General features: G+C 44.0%; 18 protein-coding genes and 2 tRNA genes. 15 read left to right on the top strand and 5 right to left on the bottom strand.

The features are described 5' to 3' along the window. Positions 1-81: 81 nt before the first annotated feature. Positions 82-1,083 carry a nucleoid-associated protein YejK gene (gene yejK, locus OJ16_RS04570; RefSeq protein WP_040988792.1) on the bottom strand — a complete coding sequence of 334 codons (1,002 nt, stop codon included), beginning with the start codon at positions 1,081-1,083 and terminating at the stop codon, positions 82-84. Positions 1,084-1,169: 86 nt separating this feature from the next. Here yejK and OJ16_RS04565 point away from each other — a divergent pair, with 86 nt between their 5' ends. The 5 genes from OJ16_RS04565 (at position 1,170) to OJ16_RS04545 (ending at position 4,730) form a co-directional block, all read left to right on the top strand. Then, a complete protein-coding gene (locus tag OJ16_RS04565; protein ID WP_040987866.1) occupies positions 1,170-1,385 on the top strand; it encodes a YejL family protein in 216 nt (71 codons plus the stop codon). Between the two features lie 34 nt (positions 1,386-1,419). After that, positions 1,420-3,219, top strand: coding sequence for a DUF3413 domain-containing protein (locus tag OJ16_RS04560; protein WP_040987864.1), 1,800 nt, complete (start codon positions 1,420-1,422; stop codon positions 3,217-3,219). A gap of 51 nt (positions 3,220-3,270) precedes the next feature. Continuing rightward, positions 3,271-3,347: transfer RNA gene (locus OJ16_RS04555), tRNA-Pro, on the top strand. 189 nt (positions 3,348-3,536) lie between these two features. Then, a tRNA-Ser gene (locus OJ16_RS04550) sits at positions 3,537-3,627 on the top strand. A 194-nt stretch (positions 3,628-3,821) separates the two neighbouring features. Continuing rightward, positions 3,822-4,730 carry a glucosaminidase domain-containing protein gene (locus OJ16_RS04545; protein ID WP_040987862.1) on the top strand — a complete coding sequence of 303 codons (909 nt, stop codon included), beginning with the start codon at positions 3,822-3,824 and terminating at the stop codon, positions 4,728-4,730. Between the two features lie 76 nt (positions 4,731-4,806). On the opposite strand, the gene OJ16_RS04540 is transcribed toward OJ16_RS04545, so the two are convergent. After that, positions 4,807-5,457: a helix-turn-helix transcriptional regulator gene (locus OJ16_RS04540; protein WP_040987860.1), complete on the bottom strand. Its 651-nt coding sequence runs from the start codon at positions 5,455-5,457 to the stop codon at positions 4,807-4,809. Between the two features lie 200 nt (positions 5,458-5,657). Here OJ16_RS04540 and OJ16_RS04535 point away from each other — a divergent pair, with 200 nt between their 5' ends. The 6 genes from OJ16_RS04535 to OJ16_RS04510 all read left to right on the top strand — a co-directional run bounded on the left by OJ16_RS04535 (position 5,658) and on the right by OJ16_RS04510 (position 12,132). Next, positions 5,658-6,809, top strand: coding sequence for a trans-sulfuration enzyme family protein (locus OJ16_RS04535; RefSeq protein ID WP_040987858.1), 1,152 nt, complete (start codon positions 5,658-5,660; stop codon positions 6,807-6,809). A 4-nt stretch (positions 6,810-6,813) separates the two neighbouring features. After that, positions 6,814-8,250, top strand: coding sequence for a Na+/H+ antiporter NhaC family protein (locus OJ16_RS04530; RefSeq protein ID WP_040987856.1), 1,437 nt, complete (start codon positions 6,814-6,816; stop codon positions 8,248-8,250). 47 nt (positions 8,251-8,297) lie between these two features. Beyond that, a complete protein-coding gene (locus tag OJ16_RS04525) occupies positions 8,298-8,678 on the top strand; it encodes a RidA family protein (protein WP_152613817.1) in 381 nt (126 codons plus the stop codon). A 185-nt stretch (positions 8,679-8,863) separates the two neighbouring features. Next, complete coding sequence (locus OJ16_RS04520; RefSeq protein WP_040987852.1) at positions 8,864-9,997, top strand: acyltransferase family protein; 1,134 nt, start codon at positions 8,864-8,866, stop codon at positions 9,995-9,997. Between the two features lie 147 nt (positions 9,998-10,144). Then, positions 10,145-11,782 (top strand): diguanylate cyclase domain-containing protein, encoded by a 1,638-nt coding sequence (locus OJ16_RS04515; protein ID WP_040988790.1) that lies wholly within the window; start codon positions 10,145-10,147, stop codon positions 11,780-11,782. A 146-nt stretch (positions 11,783-11,928) separates the two neighbouring features. Beyond that, complete coding sequence (locus tag OJ16_RS04510; RefSeq protein ID WP_040987849.1) at positions 11,929-12,132, top strand: hypothetical protein; 204 nt, start codon at positions 11,929-11,931, stop codon at positions 12,130-12,132. Positions 12,133-12,228: 96 nt separating this feature from the next. Here the strand turns inward: OJ16_RS04510 and OJ16_RS04505 are convergent, their stop codons facing one another. Both OJ16_RS04505 and OJ16_RS04500 read right to left on the bottom strand, forming a co-directional pair. Further along, complete coding sequence (locus OJ16_RS04505) at positions 12,229-14,169, bottom strand: DNA topoisomerase III (protein ID WP_040988788.1); 1,941 nt, start codon at positions 14,167-14,169, stop codon at positions 12,229-12,231. Between the two features lie 100 nt (positions 14,170-14,269). After that, positions 14,270-14,605 carry a Grx4 family monothiol glutaredoxin gene (locus OJ16_RS04500; protein ID WP_006712385.1) on the bottom strand — a complete coding sequence of 112 codons (336 nt, stop codon included), beginning with the start codon at positions 14,603-14,605 and terminating at the stop codon, positions 14,270-14,272. A gap of 387 nt (positions 14,606-14,992) precedes the next feature. On the opposite strand from OJ16_RS04500, the gene sodB reads away from it, so the two are divergent. The 4 genes from sodB to cobO all read left to right on the top strand — a co-directional run bounded on the left by sodB (position 14,993) and on the right by cobO (position 17,840). Continuing rightward, positions 14,993-15,577, top strand: coding sequence for a superoxide dismutase [Fe] (gene sodB / locus OJ16_RS04495; protein WP_040987846.1), 585 nt, complete (start codon positions 14,993-14,995; stop codon positions 15,575-15,577). Positions 15,578-15,699: 122 nt separating this feature from the next. Beyond that, complete coding sequence (locus tag OJ16_RS04490) at positions 15,700-16,203, top strand: VC2046/SO_2500 family protein (protein WP_040987844.1); 504 nt, start codon at positions 15,700-15,702, stop codon at positions 16,201-16,203. Between the two features lie 191 nt (positions 16,204-16,394). Then, positions 16,395-17,057 carry an SDR family oxidoreductase gene (locus OJ16_RS04485; RefSeq protein ID WP_040987842.1) on the top strand — a complete coding sequence of 221 codons (663 nt, stop codon included), beginning with the start codon at positions 16,395-16,397 and terminating at the stop codon, positions 17,055-17,057. 177 nt (positions 17,058-17,234) lie between these two features. Continuing rightward, positions 17,235-17,840, top strand: a complete 606-nt coding sequence (gene cobO, locus OJ16_RS04480; protein WP_040987839.1) for a cob(I)yrinic acid a,c-diamide adenosyltransferase — start codon at positions 17,235-17,237, stop codon at positions 17,838-17,840. Between the two features lie 139 nt (positions 17,841-17,979). Here cobO and OJ16_RS04475 read toward each other — a convergent pair whose 3' ends face one another. After that, complete coding sequence (locus tag OJ16_RS04475) at positions 17,980-20,121, bottom strand: AsmA family protein (RefSeq protein WP_040987837.1); 2,142 nt, start codon at positions 20,119-20,121, stop codon at positions 17,980-17,982. Positions 20,122-20,335: the final 214 nt, after the last annotated feature.

Below are 20,335 nucleotides of genomic sequence, written 5' to 3'. Positions count from 1 at the left end.
CCCTATGTTGCAGACATAAAAAAGCCCCGCATAGGCGAGGCTTGGTGTTCGTCAATCTGCGAACACATTGCAGAGAGCGTATTAGCGATTACGCGTTAATTGCTCACGCAAGTTTGGCGGAGTGCCTTTAATGGTTAACGTATCCGTTTCTGGATCGTAGAACATGCGCTCGCCCAAAAGCATGCTATCGAAGCTGATATTTAAACCGCCACCCGCGCCAACGTATTTCGTCAGTTTGCGTACTGTCGAGCGATCGGCTGGGAAGCTTTCTTCTAATTCGTAACCGTGGTCTTGCGTAAACTGCAAGAAACTTGATCCATCTTGAGCCGGTGGTAGCTCACCTGAAAGTTCTTTAATTTGAACTTCATCGCCGGTTTTTAGCTGACCGCTGCAGTAATCAAACACTTGTTTTTTATAATCATTCGCTTCTGATTTTTCAAGTTTTGAATCGCTACAAAAATCTTCAACCGCTTGCATCAATACTTGGTTTTGTTGCTTAGTATCAAGGCCAATATCGGCTTGTAGAAAATCAAGGAAGAAGTCTGCCACTTTACGGCCAACACGGCCTTTAATGTAAGTCAGATAACGATTTGAATCTTTATCGGTTTCAAAGCTAGATAGGTCAATGCGCGCAGCAATGTCCATTTTACTCAAATCCAAATAGTCCGTGGCGCGAATATCTAACCCCTCGGTGACTTTTAAACTGTGATTCGATGGAATAATACCAACAAATAGATAGTCTGTTGCTAATGATTGATATTCAGCAAACACGAGGATGCCTTCATCAGCGAACGGGTATTTAGACAGCTCATCTTTCAAGCGATTGGCGCTAACCTGTGAGAAATCATAAAAATTTCTCTCTTGCTTGCGTAATTCTTGCAACCAGACCTGAAATTCGCTGTCTGACTTAAATGAGCCGAATCCTTTGCCTGCTTTTGCGTTAAAGACGCGATGCAGTTCAGCGACCAGATTTTCACTCGAAGTATCGTTCGCCAAAGATTCCGAGCGGTAGTTAACAACCAGTTCTTCGGATTCGTTTTTCTGTAGTTGGTGTAAAATAACGTTAGAAAGATAGAGACTCATGATGAAATTTATCGTCGCTGTAGGATTCAGTTGATCGGCATTGTAGGTTATCATAAGCCGCTTTACTATTCTTCATTAGAGTCTTTATGCCGATTACATCTAAATACAGCGACGAAAAATTTGAAAATATTCTGACCGAAGTAGCAGCCGTGCTAGAAAAACATGGCGCTGGTCCAGATTTATCTTTGATGATCGCTGGTAACATTGTGACTAACGTGATCAACGACCGTGTAGGTCGCGGTCAACGCAAAGCAATCGCTGAAAAATTTGCCCAAGCTTTGCTGTCTTCAATCGACGAGTAAGCTCATTAATTAGAACCGGATTTTAGAACAAAACATGGTAGATAACGGAAATACATACGGTGAACGCGTTTCGCGTTTAGTTGGTTGGGGCCACTGGTTTGCGTTTTTTAATATAATCGCAGCAATGCTTATTGGTACCCGATACATCACGCAATCTCCGTGGCCTGAGACACTACTCGGCCAATTTTATCTTGCCGTGTCGTGGGTGGGCCACTTTGGTTTTCTTGCGTTTGCAGCTTATCTGCTTGTTCTATTTCCGTTGACGTTCATCATACCGTCACGCAAGCTATTTCGCTTGGTGTCGGTGTGTTTGGCGACGATCGGCCTAACGCTCTTATTGGTTGATACCCAAGCTTACCAAACGATTAATCTTCACCTCACCCCTGTGGTGTGGGAAGTCCTATTTTCAGAAAACAGTGGCACGGTGAGTGCTGACTTACAGCATCTGTTTGTCGTTTTACCACTGATCTTTCTCGTACAACTCGCGCTATCCGAATGGGTATGGCGCAAGCAGCGCAAGCTGTCGCATAAACACGTAGGCAGACCGATCGCCGCTTTGTTCTTCGTGTGTTTTAGTTCAAGCCACTTGATTTATTCATGGGCAGACGCTCATTTTTATACACCCATTACTTCTCAACAAGCGAACTTCCCTTTGTCATACCCAATGACGGCGAAGTCCTTCATGGAAAAACACGGTTTACTGGATCGTGAAGAGTACCTAAAGCGCCGCGCTGAAAGTTTGGGTGAATCAGAGCTAGTCCGTTATCCGCTAGAAAAAATTGAATTCAGCCGTCGAGCAAATCCACTGAATGTATTGGTTGTTAGCGTGAATAACCTCAGAGCCGATGCTTTGAACGAAAGTTTGATGCCGAATACGCTTCAATACTCGCTCGACAACTTAAGCTTCAATAATCATTTCAGCTCAAGCAATGACAGTAATGGCGTATTTGGTCTGTTTTATGGCTTACCAACAAGCTACGCAAGCAGCATTAAAGAACAAGCATCACTGCCAATCGTGTTAGCCACATTAAAAGACCAAGAGTATCAATTTGGTCTGTTTAGTGGTGACAACTTTGATGACTCGATTTATAAAGATACGGTATTCAACAACTTAGAGATTCACTCTATTGAGTTGGCGAAACAAAGTTCTTCGGATATGCAAGCGATAACGGCTTGGGGTGACTGGGTTAAAGAACAACAAGATCAGCCTTGGTTTAGCTTTATTGAGCTGACGACGCTCGATAATTTTAACGATTATGCCGCATCCGAAGGCGGCTCTATCGAATCGCTAGCAGACAGCTACGAACAATCGGTTAAGATTGCAGACACAGAACTCACTGCACTCTATGCAAAAATCGATGAGCTCGATTTATCCGACTCGACGGTGATCATCATTACTTCTAACCACGGTACTGAGTTTAACGAAACAAAATCAAACAGCTGGGGTTCTGGCTCAAACTACAGCCAATTCCAATTGGAAGTGCCGATGGTCATTCACTGGCCAGGCAAGCTGGCTGGCCAATATAATCACCGTACAAGCCATTTGGATTTATCAGTAACGCTACTGCAAGATTTGCTGGGAGTATCATCAAACCCGTCCGATTATAGCAGCGGTCGTAACTTATTCGATGAACGTCCACGTAAATGGATTCTTGCGGGTGACCACCATGAGCTTGCTCTGATCACCAATAGCAATACGACTGTGATTGATAAATTTGGTAATTATAAGCTGTACGATGCGAACTACAGCCGCCTACGCGATGAAAACCCAGCTTTGCCTGTGTTAATGCAAGGTCTAACTGAATTGCAGCGCTTCTACACAAAAAGCAAATAAATCAGTCTGTTATGTTGACCAACGCAGAACGACTCGATAGAGTAACTGCATCGGACTGTAGCGCAGCTTGGTAGCGCACCGTCATGGGGTGTCGGGGGTCGGAGGTTCAAATCCTCTCAGTCCGACCATACACCTTTAAAAAGAGAGCTTCGGCTCTCTTTTTTGCTATCTGCCTTTCATATTTAACCTAACAATCAATTAGATAGCTCAACAAACCAACAAAAACAAAAAAAGAACCTGAAATCGCTTAAAAACAAGGCAAACGAACAGTTTAGGGGTTTACAAGGTTCAGAGACCTCTATATTATGCACATCAACGGAGAGATGGCTGAGTGGTTTAAAGCACCGGTCTTGAAAACCGGCGTGGGTTTATAGCCCACCTAGGGTTCAAATCCCTATCTCTCCGCCACATTTAGAAAAGGCCGCTAAGAAATTAGCGGCCTTTTTGCTATCTGAAAAAAATATTGTCGAATACCAATACGCCAACAAATACACTCATCACCTCCCCTGTCTCGATTTGCATAATATGACCTTCTGGGTGGATAATGTTCACCTATACTAATTTAGGTTTATGTACCTGATGATAAAAAAGGAATGATTAATATGTCCTTGTTACAACGTATTTTTTCGACTCTTGCTTGTTGTTCTCTGCTTGTTTCATCTTTCACTCTTGCTAGCGATAAGCTGCCTCTCTCTCCAGATCAGCTCAGCCAGCCTTATCCAGACATCGCAGTCACCACGCTCCACTCTGCACCAGAATTGATTGCCGTATTTAAGCAGCATGACTACCAGCTAGAAAAGATCGCGAATAGCTCAAAACTACCCGCGTACTTTATTGAAAATCTCCCTGACGATCTCAACAGCCTACCCGTTCAACAAAAAACCTCTGGGTTTATCCGTTTGTTATTACCGACGATTCAAGCCGTCAATGACCAAATTTTAGCGGTTCGCCATCAAGTTGAAGTGCTCGCAAATAAAGAGACGACGGAGTGGTCAAGTAATGAAAAGCAATGGATTAAGCAGCTCTATGCTTCATACAATGTGAAATCAGGCGATATCCAGCAGCTCCTTCTGCATATCGATATTATTCCTGTGGGGATGGTATTGGCGCAAGGAATCGATGAAAGTGGTTGGGGGACCAGTCATTTTGCGATAAAAGGCAATAGTTTGTATGGTGAGCACTTGCCCGCTCATGGTGGTAAATATCTAACGACACCTGGTGGACATGTGAAAGTCGCGGCCTTTGATAATCTCTATCAAGGCACCGCCAGTTATATGCACAATCTTAACACCACTGGCGCTTATAAGGAGCTTTGGAACTTACGTCATCAGTTACGTAAGCAAAATAACCTAACCGGATATGAGCTGGTACAGGCCTTATCGCACTACTCCACCCGTGGTGAAGCTTATGTAGACAATCTACGCGCGCTGATCACACACCACAAGCTCGATAGCTTCGATAACGTCGAGTTGGATAAACAGCAAAGCCTACGAGTTCGCTTCACTCACTAAGTGACGGTTCTGTTGTTGTAAAAATGGAATTTGTAACCATCTCCTTAAAATAAGGGATGGTTACTTCGCCATTGAATTACTCTTTGATGACACGTAAATGCTTATAAATCGTCGCAGGGCTAATGCTTAACTCTTGGCTCACCAATTTTATTGTAATCGGTAAATCAAACATCCCCTCTTCATACAAGCGCTTTACGATTTCAAAAACTTTGTTTTTACTTGGGATATTGTTATTCGAATGCACCGTCGCTTTGATCGGGTTTAAATGGCTTAAAACCAGACTATTCACGTCGTTAGTGAAGTTTTCTTGTCTATGCCCTGATTTAGTATTCAGCATCGCATTCATAAATGCGTGTAACGGAATATCTAACGAGTAGTTGATACAAAGCATCCCGATAGGCTGATTTGCATCATTCGTTAATAATACAGAGGCAGACTTACGAGAGCTGATATCACCTTCTCCGGTATGATACACATCCCAAGTTTCATCACTTTCCGTAAAGCGTGAAATTTTTTCCAGCGCAACATTTGTCACTGGTGCCCCAATTTGGCGCCCCGTGACATGGCTATTCACTATATGGGTAACAGAGGAGTTGAGATCTTCAAAGCTATGAAGAACCACTTCACAACTCTCACCGAACATCGCGCCTATACACTCCATCAACGGTACGTATCTTTCGAGCTGGCTTCGGTCTTGGTCCGTGAACTGGTATTCTTTATCTTGCATCTTATCCCTCCCTATTCGTCAAAAAATTTTACCATCAAGTATAATCCACGACAACTAAGTCAATTAAAAAACAACAAAATACATTATTTTTATACTTAGTTTATTATTTTTATACTTGGTATAATAAAATTGAACTAAATCACAATATTTTCCTTGGCATTGTCTTAATATCGCCGCACTGAAACAAACTAGGATTCATTATGAAAAGCAATAAAATTGCCACGATTGCCATTCACGGCGGCAATCAAACGGATAAAGGCAATAATGCAATCTTTCCTCCTATCGTAACGGCAAGTTCGTTTATTCAACCTAACTTAGGTGAGAGTGGCGAATTCTTCTATTCACGTTGCGGTAACCCTACACGTAATGCTTACGAAACTGCACTTGCGGAGTTAGAAGGCGGCCTTTATGCCACTGCGACAGCTTCAGGTATGGCTGCAACATCGCTTGCGCTAGAAATGCTATCAAAAGATGCGCATGTTGTAGTGATGTCCAGCGTATACGGTGGTACTTATCGTTTGTTTGAAAGCCTACGCACCCGCACATCTGGTTTCGAGTTCAGCTACGTTGATCTTAATGATCTACAAGCGGTGGAAGCCGTTATCACTGACAAAACTGCATTGATTTGGATCGAAACCCCCACGAATCCATTACTTGAATTAGTCGATATCAAAGCGATCTGTGATCTAGCGAAAGAAAAAGGCATTACGACTTGTGTCGATAACACCTTTTCTACGGCTTGGAATCAACGTCCCTTTGACCTTGGCGCCGACATGGTGATGCTATCAGCAAGTAAGTACATCGGTGGCCATTCTGATGTGATCGGTGGTGCTTTGATTACTAATAATCAAGATCTTGCAGACAAAATCAGCGCTTACAAGACGACGATTGGTGCGATTGCTTCTCCATTCGACTCTTACCTTTCACTGCGCGGCTTAAAGACTCTAGACGTTCGTATGGAACGTCACTGTGCCAATGCATTGAAAGTGGCTGAATTCCTAGAAAAACACGAAAAAATTACCGAAGTACATTACCCTGGCCTGCCATCTCACCCTCAACATGAGTTATGCCAGCGCCAAATGAAGACTGGCGGTGCCGTCGTCACGATTCGCCTTGCGGGTGGTGAAGCAGAGGTCAGACAGTTTATTGGTAAACTTCGTTATTTTGTTTTAGCTGAATCTTTAGGCGGCGTGGAAAGTATGATTAACCACACCGCGTCTATGTCTCACGGATCTGTCCCTAAAGAAGAGCGTGAATCGATGGGAATCTATTTTGAAACTCTTCGTCTTTCTATCGGCATCGAAGACGCCGACGATTTAATCAACGACCTACAACAAGCTTTAGAGGGCTAATTAAATGGTTGATTACGGTATTTGGACAATCATCACACCACTGGTGACGATTGGTTTAGCAATTTGGACTCGTCAAGTTATCCTTTCTCTACTTGCCGGTATTTTTGTTGGCTTCACAGTGATCAATGGTTTCAACCCTTTCGCGGGTGTGGAATCTACCCTTGATGGCATTGTCGGTATTTTTGGTTCAGCCGGTTCAACACGTACAATCCTTTTCTGCTTTATGGTCGGCGGTCTAATCCGTCTAATCCAAGTGACAGGTGGTACCAAAGCGCTTGTTCGCTACCTAACGGAAAAAGCGAACATCATTAACAACAAAAAAGCCGTTCAGCTTTTAGCGATGTTCATCACTAGTGTGATCTTTATCGAGTCTTCGATTTCGATCATGGCAGCAGGTACGTCAACCAATGAGCTCGCAAAACGCTACGGTGTTTCTCGCGAAAAAATGGCTTACGTTATCCAAGCATCATGTGTATCGGTGTGTTCAAGCATCATGATCAATGGTTGGGGCGCGGCGATGATGGGCGTTATCGGTGTTCAGGTCTCTAAAGGCTTCATCGAAGGCGAACCGTTTGGCATTCTAGCGGGCTCAATGATGTATAACTTCATGGCCTGGCTAACACTTGCTTCTGTTTTCTTTTACATTTTTTCTGGCTTCAAGTGGGGTGCGATGGGCGAATCGGAAGATCGCGCCGCGACCGGTAAAGAGCTACGTGATGGTGCATTTCCAATCACATCGGAAGAAGATGTTGAAGTGATTGAATCCGCACAAGGTAAAGAATCTATTCTTAACTTCTTGATGCCGCTTATTCCTACAATTTTGATGGTTCCAATCGGCCTTTACATTACCGGTAACGGTGATCTTGCGAACGGTTCTGGTTCAACCTCTGTATTCTGGGGAGTCATGCTTGGTACATCTTGCTCATTCATCTACTTTGTTGGCCGTAAGATCCTAAATGTAGAAAGCTTCTTTACACACCTTTTTGCGGGTTATGCATCAATGATTCCACTGGGTGCAATCATGACGCTAGCGTTTTTGATGGGTAACGTATCGGGTGATCTAAACACGGGTGCATACATCACTCAATCTATCGATGGCATCATTCCATCGGGTTTCTCTGCGGCCTTTGTCTTCTTAATCGCCGTGGTTATGGCTATCTCGACGGGGACATCTTGGGGCACGTTCTCAATCATGATCCCAATCGGCATTCAAATTGGTGCGGCTGTCGGCATTGAACCTCAACTCATGATTGGTGCCGCTATCTCTGGTGCTATTTTCGGTGACATGACTTCACCAATCAGTGACACCGGTATCGTGGCATCAATGGCAACAAAGAATGACCACATTGACCATATTCGTACACAGTTCCCATATGCGATCGCAACAGGCTTAGTTGCAACCGTATTGTTCACCATTTGTGGTTTTAGCATGCTTGCTTAATCACGACTCTGGGCACCGTTCTCGGTGCCCAACCGCTAGGAAATATAATGAAAATAATTAACTCAGAACGCGCGCCTAAAGCCGTTGGCCCTTATTCACATGCGACAATCATCAACAACACGCTTTATGTTTCAGGCCAATTGCCATTAGTACCTGAAACCATGCAGTTTATTTCGGAAGATGTGGCTGAGCAGACGAAACAATCGATCGAAAATGCCAAAGCCATTATTGAAGAAGCGGGGGCAACACTGAACGACGTGGCTCGCGTAGGCATTTTTATCACCAACATGGGCGATTTTGCGAAAGTGAACGAAGTTTATGCCAGTTACTTCTCTGAACATAAGCCGGCTCGTGTTTGCGTTGAAGTATCTAAGTTGCCTTTAGATGCTCAAGTAGAGATGGAATTTACAGTTGATGTAAGTCAGTAATTCTTCTTCCCCCCCTTTTTTTTTCAAAACCAGCGCCTTGCTGGTTTTTTTTGTCTAAAGAAAAAGGAATGACTCATTTTTGATACTAATAACAATTACATTCTACCGATAACATAGCCTAGTAACTGAGTCGCTATACTGCTGTCCTTATATCGTTAACGTCATACCAAGGATTGGTTTAATTGATGACTCACCGTTTTCATGCTCTTGATGCTTTTCGCGGCATTTGTGCCATTTCAGTGGTGCTATTCCACCTCCACCTAACCGGCAGCATCACAGAATGGCCATTTTTCAAACAAGCTGAGATTTTTGTCGAGTTTTTCTTTGTGCTGAGTGGTTTTGTGCTCGCCCATGGCTATGGATACAAAGAAAAATTACCATTTGTCCCTTTTTTACAAGCTCGAATGTGGCGATTATTCCCGCTGCATGTGGTGATGTTACTTGTCTTTATTGGTTTAGAAGTCGGTAAATGGCTTGCCTTTGAATACGCAGGGTTAAGCTTTAATACCTCGCCATTTTCTGGTCAGAATCACGTGAGCGAAATCCTTCCAAACTTGCTGTTGATTCAGTCTTGGTTTGGATCATTTGATTACTTAAGCTTCAACTATCCCGCTTGGAGCATCAGCGTTGAGTTCTACTTGTACCTTATCCTCTATTGCACACTCACGCTCTTCTCCCAGAGAAAACAAGTCAGTTGGCTCGTCATCGCGATAGTGAGCCTCTCGCTATTAGCATCCAATCAGATGATCATAACCTCACAAGCACTAACGGGCCTGGCATGCTTCTTCTCTGGCGCAGCCACGTATGTAATTTTTAGGAAAATACATCACTATCGCCTATCAAAAACGAGCGCAACTTTGTTAGAAGGTCTAATGATTTTCTGTACGGTTATTGTCGTTATTTATGAGATCCCTTTTAAGCCCGTCGCCTCTGCCTTACTCTTTTCTTGTGTGGTATTGATGTTTGCTTTCGAGGGGGGATGGTTATCGACGTTACTGCTCAAATCGCCTCTACAGTATGCAGGCAAGTTGTCTTACTCAATATACATGACGCACGCCGCGGTCTTGTTCTGTTTGCAATCCATACTGATGGTGGTTGGCAAACTTACCGGAGTTCAATTCACCCACATGATCGAGCAACAGCGTTACTTAACGCTTGGAAATGAGGCTCTCAATAACTTAGCCGTCTTCGTCATTGTCGCCTTCGTCTTGCTCGTCTCTCATTTCACTTATCACTACATTGAGTTGGTCGGGCAACGCTTAGGTAAGAAGAAAGCGATGAAGCCATCCAAACTGGCCTCGGTCTCATCGACGGCATAGAAACTCCATCTCGTTTTGGATCGGCACGCATAAACCGGTCTGTTCGCTATTTTCCGGTATCGATGGCAAAAGATGAATTTGCTATCTATACCGGTCACTCTTAACTATAATCTGCGCCCTTTGTTTTTAAGCCCGATTTACTCTTTGATGAATACTGCCTCATTCTCCGATTTGCGATTTTTTGCCACGCGCTTTATCGTTATTTTTTCCTTATTCATTGCCACCTTTATCGCTATTTTTTATTACGACTCTCTTTCAGATATGTCGACGCGAAAGAGCAATCTTGAAGTGCAACAAAGCGCGCTCCTCAAAGGTAAAAAAGACTATATCGAGTGGAGCATGGGCTCGGTGGTTAAAGAGACAGCGCTGCTAGCGGATATATTATCTCAACGTAAGATTTATCAGATCGCAGATTTACCGAACGCAAAACTCCAGAAAGAAGCGTTGGATGAATTCGGCAACATTATTGAACTAATCAGCAACCGTAAAGAAATCTACGACCAAATTCGCTATCTCGATTTAGACGGTAACGAGATTATTCGCGTCAACTTTAACGATGGTCGCCCTAACATCGTTGCACCGCATGATTTACAAAACAAACTGAATCGCTACTACTTTCAAGAGGTCATGGGATTGAAATGGCGTCAAATTTACATCTCGCCACTGGACCTCAATATCGAGCATAACCAAATTGAAATGCCTTTTAAGCCGATGATTCGCTTTTCAACTCCCGTGTTTGATGAACATGGTCAAAAACAAGGCGTGGTGGTCATCAACTATTTGGCAAAATATTTACTCGATGGTTTGCAGCTTTTTAACCTCAACAGCGGCACCAACTACATGTTGGTCAATAACGACGGTCAGTTTCTTTATAACGACGTAAAATCCGACCTAGAATTTGGTTTTATGTTTGATAAAGACGATGCCAATATTTATGCCGAATTCCCAAACTTAGCGTCTCAAATTAAACGCACCAACCAAGGCCAGTTTGAAACCGAAAAAGGAATTATGACCATTCAATCCGTGGGGAGTGTAAGTAACATTAATCCTTATTGCTTCCAGGAATACCATGTTAGCAATAATAGTTCGACTCGCTGGAAATTGGTTTCCTTTAGCGCATTTGATAAGCGAATTGATTTTAAACACGCATTGAAAATCCATTATGGCTTGATATTACAAGGGGCTCTGCTGAGCGTACTCATCGCGTATCTATTAGCTCGATATCAATTACAGCAATATCGCGATGACAAGCGCATTCATTACTTAGCGCATTATGACGCCCTCACCAACCTGCATAACCGCTGGTCATTCCGTCATCAATCAGAGGCTAAAATTCTATTGAATGCAAAAAAAGGCCAATCGCTCTGTTTGATTTACATTGATTTAGATGATTTTAAAGCGATCAACGATGTGCATGGGCATGCGGCGGGTGATAAAACGCTTTGCCACGCCGCACAAATGATGAGAACCGTGTTTGGTGAAAATGCATTACTTAGCCGCCTTGGTGGTGATGAATTTGCCATTCTACTCCACGATGAACAACACTTGGAAAATCCAGCGCAATATGCAGCCTCTCTCATCCAAATGCTTCAGTGCCCAATAGAGGTTTCTCCGCAAGTGTATTGCCAAGTCAATGCGAGTATTGGTGGTTACTTTGATCACCATGGTGACACACCGCTCGATGAACTTATGCATCAAGCCGATATGGCCATGTATCAAGCAAAACACGCAGGTAAAAACTGCACAGTAATCATTAGCTCGATGCAAAAAAACGCCAACGAATAGCCATAAAAAACCTGACCGAATACGCATAATAACAATGCCTTAGCTCTATCGTGTTCGGTTGGATTTAAAATAATTTTTCCGACAACTTGAATTTTTCTAGCTTCATTCCAGACTTAGTATGAATTCACTCAATAAGGAGAAATAAAATGGCAGACAGACATTTGGTTAACTTTAGTGAAGATCATGAACTCAACTATTGCTTGAGAAGTACAGGTAAGCGACAAACCCAGGCCAATCGAGATGCTCTCGTTGATTTAGGTCGACAAGTCAAAAATGAATTAGGCAAACGAGTACTGACACAAAATGACGTGAAAGGAGCCATCGTTGACAATGGCAACCTGTTTGATTGAGCGATGAGCGGCATCGTAGCGATGCCGTTTTTTTCCGATGATGCGTTCGCGTTGAGTGACGATCTGGTCCACGGATGTCATTGAGGAATGCGAGGTCTATTTTTTCGGACTTGCCGACCTCTTGGCGGTGCGCTTTTTACGCTTAAACGCCGGTCGTTCAACTTTTGGTAAATGACGCAACGATTCAGGTACAACACCTAATTTTACGTGACTCATCAATCCGTCCATTCTCGTGAGCAAGTCCATCATAAACGGTTGATAAGCCTGATTGCGCTCTGCCATACCTTGCAATTGATGCTCCCAATGCGCCGTCATATCGGGATAAGTCGACTCTTCCGGCAAGGCATTCACTAACCCTCGACCTGCGGGTGAGCTTAAAATGCTTTTTCCTTGTCGAGTGAGAAGCTGACGTTTAAACAAGGTATCTAAAATACCCGCGCGGGTTGCTTCCGTGCCTAAGCCGTCAGTATCACGCAGAATTTTTTTCAGCTCTTTATCCGCGACAAAGCGGGCAATCCCTGTCATCGCTTGTAGTAAGGTTGCTTCGGTAAAGTGTTTCGGCGGCTCGGTTTGGTGCTGCTTTAATTCACCTTCTCGACACGTTAATACGCTGCCCTTTTTCAATGGCGGAACGCAGTCCACACCACTGTCTTCGTCATCGCTTTTCCCCATCAGCGCCTTCCAACCCGCCGTAATGAGCTGGCGCCCTTTGGCAATAAAGAGGCCACCCGCAATATCAAACACCAACTTCGCCTCCGCATACACCGCAGCAGGATAAAACTGGATCAGATATTGGCGTGCAATCAGCTGATATACTTTCATTTCATAAGAAGAAAGGGCATTGCTCGAGGCCTGTTTCGGCGTTGGAATAATTGCATGGTGCGCATCGACTTTTTTATCGTTCCACGCTTTGGATTTTTGGCTTAAGTTTGCTCCGTTAACGGCGGCATCAAGCTCTTTCGCATTGTTGGCTATCGCCTGACACACTGAAGGGGCTTGAGCAAAGTGTTCAACCGGTAAATAGCGGCTATCGGAGCGAGGGTAAGTAATGAGTTTATGTTTTTCATACAAGGATTGACACGTATCCAACACTTGCTGAGCACTCATGCCAAAACGTTTCGCCGCATCAATTTGCAATGCCGAGAGTGAATACGGTAGTGGCGCTGTTTGTTTGGTTTGTTTCTGTTCAGACTCCGTTACCGTGGCAGGTTGGTTGGCTATGCGAGCCGCGACGTTTTCGACCAACTTGCGGTTAAGCACACGACCTTCTTCATCCTGCCATGGTTGGCAGGCTTCACTCGGCTGCCATTTGGCGCGAATATCAAATCCACCAAATTCCCCTTGATAAGGAATAAGCGCATGCAAAGAGAAATAGTCTCGCGAGATGAATTTTTCAATTTCTTCATCACGGCGCACCACTAAACCCAATACCGGCGTTTGCACTCGACCAACCGAGAGTACGCCTTGATATCCCGCCTTTTGCCCCAGTAACGTATACGCACGTGACATATTCATACCATAAAGCCAATCAGCACGGGAACGCGCTAACGCAGAAATGGACAACGGAATAAAATCACGATTGCTGCGCATACTGGATAAAGCGCGTTTTACTGCCGGTAAGTTTAAATCGCTGATCAGTAGTCGCTGGGCGGACTCTTTTTTCGCTTTACTGACTTTGCAGTAATCAAGCACTTCATCCACCAGCAACTGCCCTTCTCTATCCGGGTCTCCAGCATGAATGATTTGCACCGCGTCTTTGAGTAGCTTTCTGACTACTGTGAGCTGTTTGCTGGCACTTTTGCGCGGTCGTAGTTGCCACTGCTGCGGCACAATAGGCAGATCGGCAAGATTCCATTTTTTATAACGTTCGTCGTACACGTCTGGTTCAACTTGCTCAAGTAAGTGGCCAATGCACCACGTCACCACATCGCCGTTACCACAACGAATAAACCCCTGATCATTCTTTTTGGGGCCAGGTAAGGCCGCCGCGATGGCGCGACCCAGGCTGGGTTTCTCAGCAATAAACAGACGAGACATAAATTGAATCTGCACAAATAAATAAGGCCACATTATCCAATGTGGCCTTAATAATTCAAGAAAAACTGTAAATTTACACAGTATTATCTGATGTCAGTGCTTATTCAGCGTCGCCTTCTACGCGTGCTGCTGCTTCTTTCACTAATGGTTGAAGCTCGCCTTTTTGGAACATTTCCATGATGATGTCACAGCCGCCGATTAGCTCGCCTTCGATCCATAGTTGTGGGAATGTTGGCCATTGTGCGTAGGCTGGAAGTTCCGCGCGGATATCTGGATTTTGTAGGATATCAACGTAAGCAAATTTCTCGCCACAACCCATAAGCGCTTGTGCCGCTTGAGAAGAGAAACCACAACTTGGTAGTTTTGGTGAACCTTTCATGTATAGAAGGATTGCGTTCTCTGCGATTTGCTGCTTAATTTTATCAATAGTTTCCATTGCTTCCTCTTTATGGCTTTACTGCAATATACCTGCATATTCTAAACCATTAGCACAGAATAAAAAGCATAGAATATTTGGGGAATTAGACCTTTTCTATTCTAGCTATTCCTAAAAGGCATCATTCAGAATGTGAATAGTGCCCACGTTTATGACATTTCATCACTAATACCCTGCATTTTATGTGCTTAAATAAACACTTAGATGCTCACTTTCGCTGAATTAATTTACATTTGCATGCTTTTATTCAAGCCAAAAGTTGCTAAACTAGGCGGCAAGTCAGTCAAATCGACAACGAATGGTTTAACGCCAATTCGGATAAAATAACAATTAATTGGAAGCAATCGAAAGAGGCAACTCTTTCCACCTATAATGGAGAACCGAGCAATGGCATTCGAACTACCAGCTCTTCCTTACGCAAAAGATGCACTAGAACCACATATCTCAGCTGAAACTCTAGATTTCCACCACGGTAAGCACCACAACACTTACGTTGTTAAGCTAAACGGTCTTATCCCTGGTACTGAGTTTGAAGGTAAAACACTAGAAGAGATCGTTAAGACTTCTACTGGTGGTGTATTCAACAACGCAGCTCAAATCTGGAACCACACGTTCTACTGGCACTGTCTTGCTCCTAAAGCAGGCGGCGAACCAACAGGCGCAGTTGCTGACGCAATCAACGCTGCATTTGGTTCTTTCGAAGAATTCAAAGCAAAATTCACAGATTCTGCAATCAACAACTTCGGTTCTTCTTGGACTTGGCTTGTTAAGAAAGCAGACGGCTCTCTAGAGATCGTTAACACGTCTAACGCAGCAACACCGCTAACAGAAGAAGGGACAACTCCTCTTCTAACGGTTGACCTGTGGGAACACGCTTACTACATCGATTTCCGTAACGTTCGTCCTGATTACATGGCTGCGTTCTGGAACCTAGTAAACTGGGAATTCGTTGCAGAAAACCTAGCAAAATAATTTCTTTTCTTAGAAATTGAATAAAAAGCCTGCAAACAGCAGGCTTTTTTTGTGCCTTGCGCAAAATTACTTAAAGTTTCCGAGCGATTAGCCGCTAATTTAGTTGGCAAGTGAGGAAGCGAATGCACGTCGAAACCATAAACAACATCAACCCAGTCAGCGAACTTCATTTCAGTAATGGTATCAACCATGCTGTTCATGAAGGGCGTCGTGCCGACTTTGCGTTACTGGTTTCTATGTTTTCTCATGATCTTCGCGATAACACGCCAGTTGAACAAATTGATGCGGTCGAAATTTCCGATACCTCATTACGACAACGCTTTGATTTGCCATCACCTCAACAACTTAAATCCGATCAAAGTTCTTACCAAATATCGGCGCAACAAGCACACCAGTTCCATCACGGCGGTTTAGCCAGTGCGAAATTGGCGCACTATCTCATGCCCGAAGCATTAGTCTATTTACCCGAACAGACGCATGATCTCCCAGAAGAGGTTTACCATAACCTTTCCGTTCATCAGCAAAGTCAGTTAGGCAGTAAAACTCCGAAAAAATTAATGCCCTTTGATTTGTACAATCAATTAGTCACGGCTCAGCGCACGTATCAAATCCAAGCTCAGGCCTAAGCACTGAGTCTCCTCGATTTAGAATGTACTCCCGTTTATTGAAACATGTCATTATGTGAATGAACGCAAAAAATGAACACTTAGTTAGTCTACGTGTGACTTCTTTGACCTTATTCACGCCTGAATAATCATTAATCAACCATTCTTTACTCTCATAATTTTGGCGACATTTTTATCGGAGATGGAGATTTATGGAAATTGGTAGCGCGATGATCTTGGTGACCACCGCTGGATCTCAAATTGGCAGCAACCTCGCGATGCATTTTTCGTCACTCGGGGCGACCGTGATCATTTGTGATACGAATAAACGTCTACTCGATGAAACCTATCAACGTTGCCATAGTATTTCTGATCGCATTCATCAGTTCCCACTCTCCGATTACTCGATTCAGTCTATTCAACAACTCTTCCAATTGATCGATACGAATTGTCACGCCTCTCCAGATGTACTCATCAACAGCTTTACCGCCGAAGCTATGCCCGACATTTTTGATCACAGTGCCAGTCATGTTTTTTCACAGCATTTAGCCGTGATGGCAAATACTTTATTTGCGTTTAGCCAAGCAACAGCAGAGCGGATGAAAAATGAAGGTAAAAATGGGGTGATCGTCAATGTGATTGGCTATGCGGATCAACAAGTCATTGCGGGATTTGATAACGCCTCATCGATGGTGTCTGGCTTTACTCAGAGCTGGGCGAAGGAGCTCTCTCCTTTTAACATTCGAATCGGTGGCGTCGTACCGGCGAGCGCAAAAAACGGCCAGCACTGGGCGGAAGTTCAAGATGATCTCATCCGCAACACCGAGTACATCGTGACTAATGATTATTTTAGTGGTCGAGTTGTCGCGGCTTAATGATTCATGCGCATTGCCGTAGAGAGCACATTGCCGTCCGGAGCGCATTCACGCCAAAAATGTTAACCCAACAGGCAAACGATCATTTGTATTTGATGTCCTTAATTATCAAAGGTTTTTCTTCACGCAGCATTGCACTATCATAGCGATAAACCCTATGAGTAAAAAGGAAGTCCCATGTCTGTTGAAGAGAACAAGCAAGCTCGCCACAAAGCACGACAACAAAAAGTAAAACAAGAAGTCGATGCGAGAGTCGCCGCGGCAACCGAAGAAAAAGGCTTGTTACTGATCATCACGGGTAATGGCAAAGGCAAATCCACGTCAGGTTTTGGGACCATTGCGCGCGCCGTCGGACACGGCTTAAATTGTGCTGTCGCGCAATTTATCAAAGGTACGTGGGACAATGGCGAACGTAACCTCCTAGAAAAGCTTGGCGTTGAATTTCAAGTCATGGCCACCGGATTTACCTGGGAGACGCAAAATAAACAAGCCGATATTGATGCAGCACAAATCGTTTGGCAGGAATGCAAACGCATGTTGCAAGATGAGAGTATTGATGTGGTGTTATTCGATGAACTGACCTACATGGTCAGCTACGGCTATGTGGAGCTCGATGAAGTGGTTGAAGCATTAAACAACCGACCTAGCATGCAATCGGTCATCATTACCGGACGCGGCGCTCACCGCACCTTAATCGAGATGGCCGATACCGTTTCGGAAGTCAAAAACATTAAACATGCTTTTGAATCTGGTGTTAAAGCACTTAAGGGCGTTGATTGGTAAGCCCTGTCCAGAGGCTCTATTTCAGCGCATAACCATACCAGCACTACCATGCCTGGTATGTTACCCACCAGATGGCTCACAATAATTAAACCCGCTTTACAGCGGGTTTAATTACAAAACATCACAGCGAATGTGTTACCTAATTAAATAGACCTTTAATCAAGCTATTCACGGCTTCTTTGGTCTTTTCGTCCTTAATCTTGTCACCGAACTTTTCATCCAGTTTTTTCAGACCACGGTCGATTTCTTTTTCGGCTTTTTGTTTCAAAACATCATCAAAAATCAGTTTGAATTTGGGTTTGGCCCATGAGCCTGACACGTTCACTGGAATGGTTAGATCTTTAAGCTCATCGATGTCTTTACCACCCTGACCTTCTAATGATCCTACAATCGATGTGCTGATGGTAAAATCAACCGTCTCATTGATGTAGTTTGCACTGCCGTTACCGCGGACACGAAGCAACGGAGATTGTGCGTGTAGGTTGTCGGTTGTCACGACGCCTTTATTCAGCGCGAGAGTCGCCGTCATGGCGCTAAAGTCGGTTTTTTTCGGCGCGTCTTGCCCCTCGACTGATTGACCTTTGAACTTAGCGTAGTTTTCACGGATCAGCTGAGCCACATTTAAGCCATTCACGGCGCCATCGGCAAAGTTGATGTTGATAGTACCGACCAGATTTTTCTTCATACCCGTTGGCGTTAAACTGCTACCTCGGACATCAACATCAATGTTGCCTGTCCCTTCCAACTTATCGTTGTCTGCGACATCGATAAGCAAGGGTTGTACTTTGACGCCTTTAATAAATTTTTTCGCCGTATACGAAGCCGGTGATTTGCGTGCGTCTAAGGTTGCGGTGGCTTTTATCGAACCATCATAAAGATTCGATGTGAACGAAGTAAGCTTAACTAAGCCGCGATTGACATTGAACTTAGCGGCCACATTTTGCATTTTCGCATTGCCCGCTTTGAATTTATCAATCGTGATCGCGCCAGTTAGATCCAACGTTTTTAATGCCGAAAGATCCGGTTCTTGTTCCACCGTTACCGCCGCAGATGCAGACGATTTTTCGGCTGTGGGCTTGCTTGCCGACTCTGAATTTGCCACTTCAGGCTGGTTATTGTCTTGTGCAAAAAACGCATCGACATCAATATTGGGACTGTGCAGCGCAAACACAATTTTTGGAATATCCGCGAGCGTAACATCAAACTGCCCGTCAAATTGCAGGGCATTCGCAGTCAGCTTCTCAAGCGCAAAACTCAAATGGCTCTTGGTGAGGTCAAACGAAAGATCCGACGCCATGTCTATCTTCATTGGTGATTGCGGTAAACTTGCGCCTTCAACGTTAGCATCCAGAATCAATTGATTCATTGCTACTTTTGACATCGCTTTGTCTACAATAAGCTGCGCACTGCCTTTTAGGTTAAACCCTAGTTCAGCCGCTGTCCCTTTTACGGCGTACTTCAATGCATTCGCTTGATCAAACTCAAACGTCGCCAGCTCAATTTTCGCTTCATCAATTTGATTATTGGCATCATTGTAACTGGCATCAAAGGCAATATTACGCAAAGCGTATTGGCTGAAACCCTTGGCGAGATTTAACTCTGCCGTGCCTTTCGCAGTAAAGGTTTGCTGATTGGTTTCACCTTTGGCGGCAAAGTCAGCTTTGCTCCATTGACCAAACGCAAATTCCGAAACAGACAGAGAAACATCATACAACTTGGTGTGGCTGCCCGTTTGATCATCTTGAATGTCTAACAATGCATTGGTAATTGAAATGCCAGCAAGACTAATGCTCCAATCGCTTGCTGCGGATGATGAAGGCGCCGCGGGCTCACTGTTCGCACTGTCTTGCTTTGCGTTTACCGCTTCATCCGTAGTGTTTTGAACCTGATTTTGAGTTAACGCATCAATGTTTTTCACACCATCTTTGCGCGTTTCCAGATAGAACTCTGCCCCATCGAGCGTCACTTGGCCAATTTCTAACTGTTTGCTCAACAGCGGCATAACAGAAACATCAACGCCGACCTGATTCACTTTAAATAGATTCGGTTGAGTAAAACCTGGTGGGTTTTCTAATGCTGTCTGCCCAAGAGTCAGACCGATTGATGGGAAAAATTGCCAACTAATATCACCGTCGATAACCAAATCTAAGCCGGTTTGCTGCTTAGCTTGCTCGACAATAAGAGGCTTGAATTGATTAGGATTAACGAGCAGTACCAGCCCAACCACGAGAGCAAGTATTGTTACAATAGGGATAGCGAGTAATAACGCGATTTTTTTCATCAACAGTGTCCTTACTTCACAGCCAAAGGCCAAAAAAGAGATATGAGATTATGCCAATCTGAATAAGTATGATTGCTTAGAGACTTATTCAGATGGTTAGTACAGCAAGTATAACGCTTCACCGCGTGGTTTTTGCAAACCAATGCATAGTTTTCACGCAAAAAAAAAGTGGCACTTAAAGTGCCACTTTTCTCATCATTAATAAAGTCTCAAT

It is taken from the genome of Vibrio renipiscarius (assembly GCF_000827885.1).
GTDB classification, from domain to species: Bacteria; Pseudomonadota; Gammaproteobacteria; order Enterobacterales; family Vibrionaceae; genus Vibrio; species Vibrio renipiscarius.
Note: the sequence above shows the minus strand (reverse complement) of the source record. Positions and strands in the feature narration are given on the sequence as shown.

Coding starts and splice junctions, on each gene's coding strand:
- yejK (WP_040988792.1), bottom strand. CDS start 1,083: ATGAGTCTCTATCTTTCTAACGTTATTTTACACCAACTACAGAAAAAC.
- OJ16_RS04565 (WP_040987866.1), top strand. CDS start 1,170: ATGCCGATTACATCTAAATACAGCGACGAAAAATTTGAAAATATTCTG.
- OJ16_RS04560 (WP_040987864.1), top strand. CDS start 1,420: ATGGTAGATAACGGAAATACATACGGTGAACGCGTTTCGCGTTTAGTT.
- OJ16_RS04545 (WP_040987862.1), top strand. CDS start 3,822: ATGTCCTTGTTACAACGTATTTTTTCGACTCTTGCTTGTTGTTCTCTG.
- OJ16_RS04540 (WP_040987860.1), bottom strand. CDS start 5,457: ATGCAAGATAAAGAATACCAGTTCACGGACCAAGACCGAAGCCAGCTC.
- OJ16_RS04535 (WP_040987858.1), top strand. CDS start 5,658: ATGAAAAGCAATAAAATTGCCACGATTGCCATTCACGGCGGCAATCAA.
- OJ16_RS04530 (WP_040987856.1), top strand. CDS start 6,814: ATGGTTGATTACGGTATTTGGACAATCATCACACCACTGGTGACGATT.
- OJ16_RS04525 (WP_152613817.1), top strand. CDS start 8,298: ATGAAAATAATTAACTCAGAACGCGCGCCTAAAGCCGTTGGCCCTTAT.
- OJ16_RS04520 (WP_040987852.1), top strand. CDS start 8,864: ATGACTCACCGTTTTCATGCTCTTGATGCTTTTCGCGGCATTTGTGCC.
- OJ16_RS04515 (WP_040988790.1), top strand. CDS start 10,145: ATGAATACTGCCTCATTCTCCGATTTGCGATTTTTTGCCACGCGCTTT.
- OJ16_RS04510 (WP_040987849.1), top strand. CDS start 11,929: ATGGCAGACAGACATTTGGTTAACTTTAGTGAAGATCATGAACTCAAC.
- OJ16_RS04505 (WP_040988788.1), bottom strand. CDS start 14,169: ATGTCTCGTCTGTTTATTGCTGAGAAACCCAGCCTGGGTCGCGCCATC.
- OJ16_RS04500 (WP_006712385.1), bottom strand. CDS start 14,605: ATGGAAACTATTGATAAAATTAAGCAGCAAATCGCAGAGAACGCAATC.
- sodB (WP_040987846.1), top strand. CDS start 14,993: ATGGCATTCGAACTACCAGCTCTTCCTTACGCAAAAGATGCACTAGAA.
- OJ16_RS04490 (WP_040987844.1), top strand. CDS start 15,700: ATGCACGTCGAAACCATAAACAACATCAACCCAGTCAGCGAACTTCAT.
- OJ16_RS04485 (WP_040987842.1), top strand. CDS start 16,395: ATGGAAATTGGTAGCGCGATGATCTTGGTGACCACCGCTGGATCTCAA.
- cobO (WP_040987839.1), top strand. CDS start 17,235: ATGTCTGTTGAAGAGAACAAGCAAGCTCGCCACAAAGCACGACAACAA.
- OJ16_RS04475 (WP_040987837.1), bottom strand. CDS start 20,121: ATGAAAAAAATCGCGTTATTACTCGCTATCCCTATTGTAACAATACTT.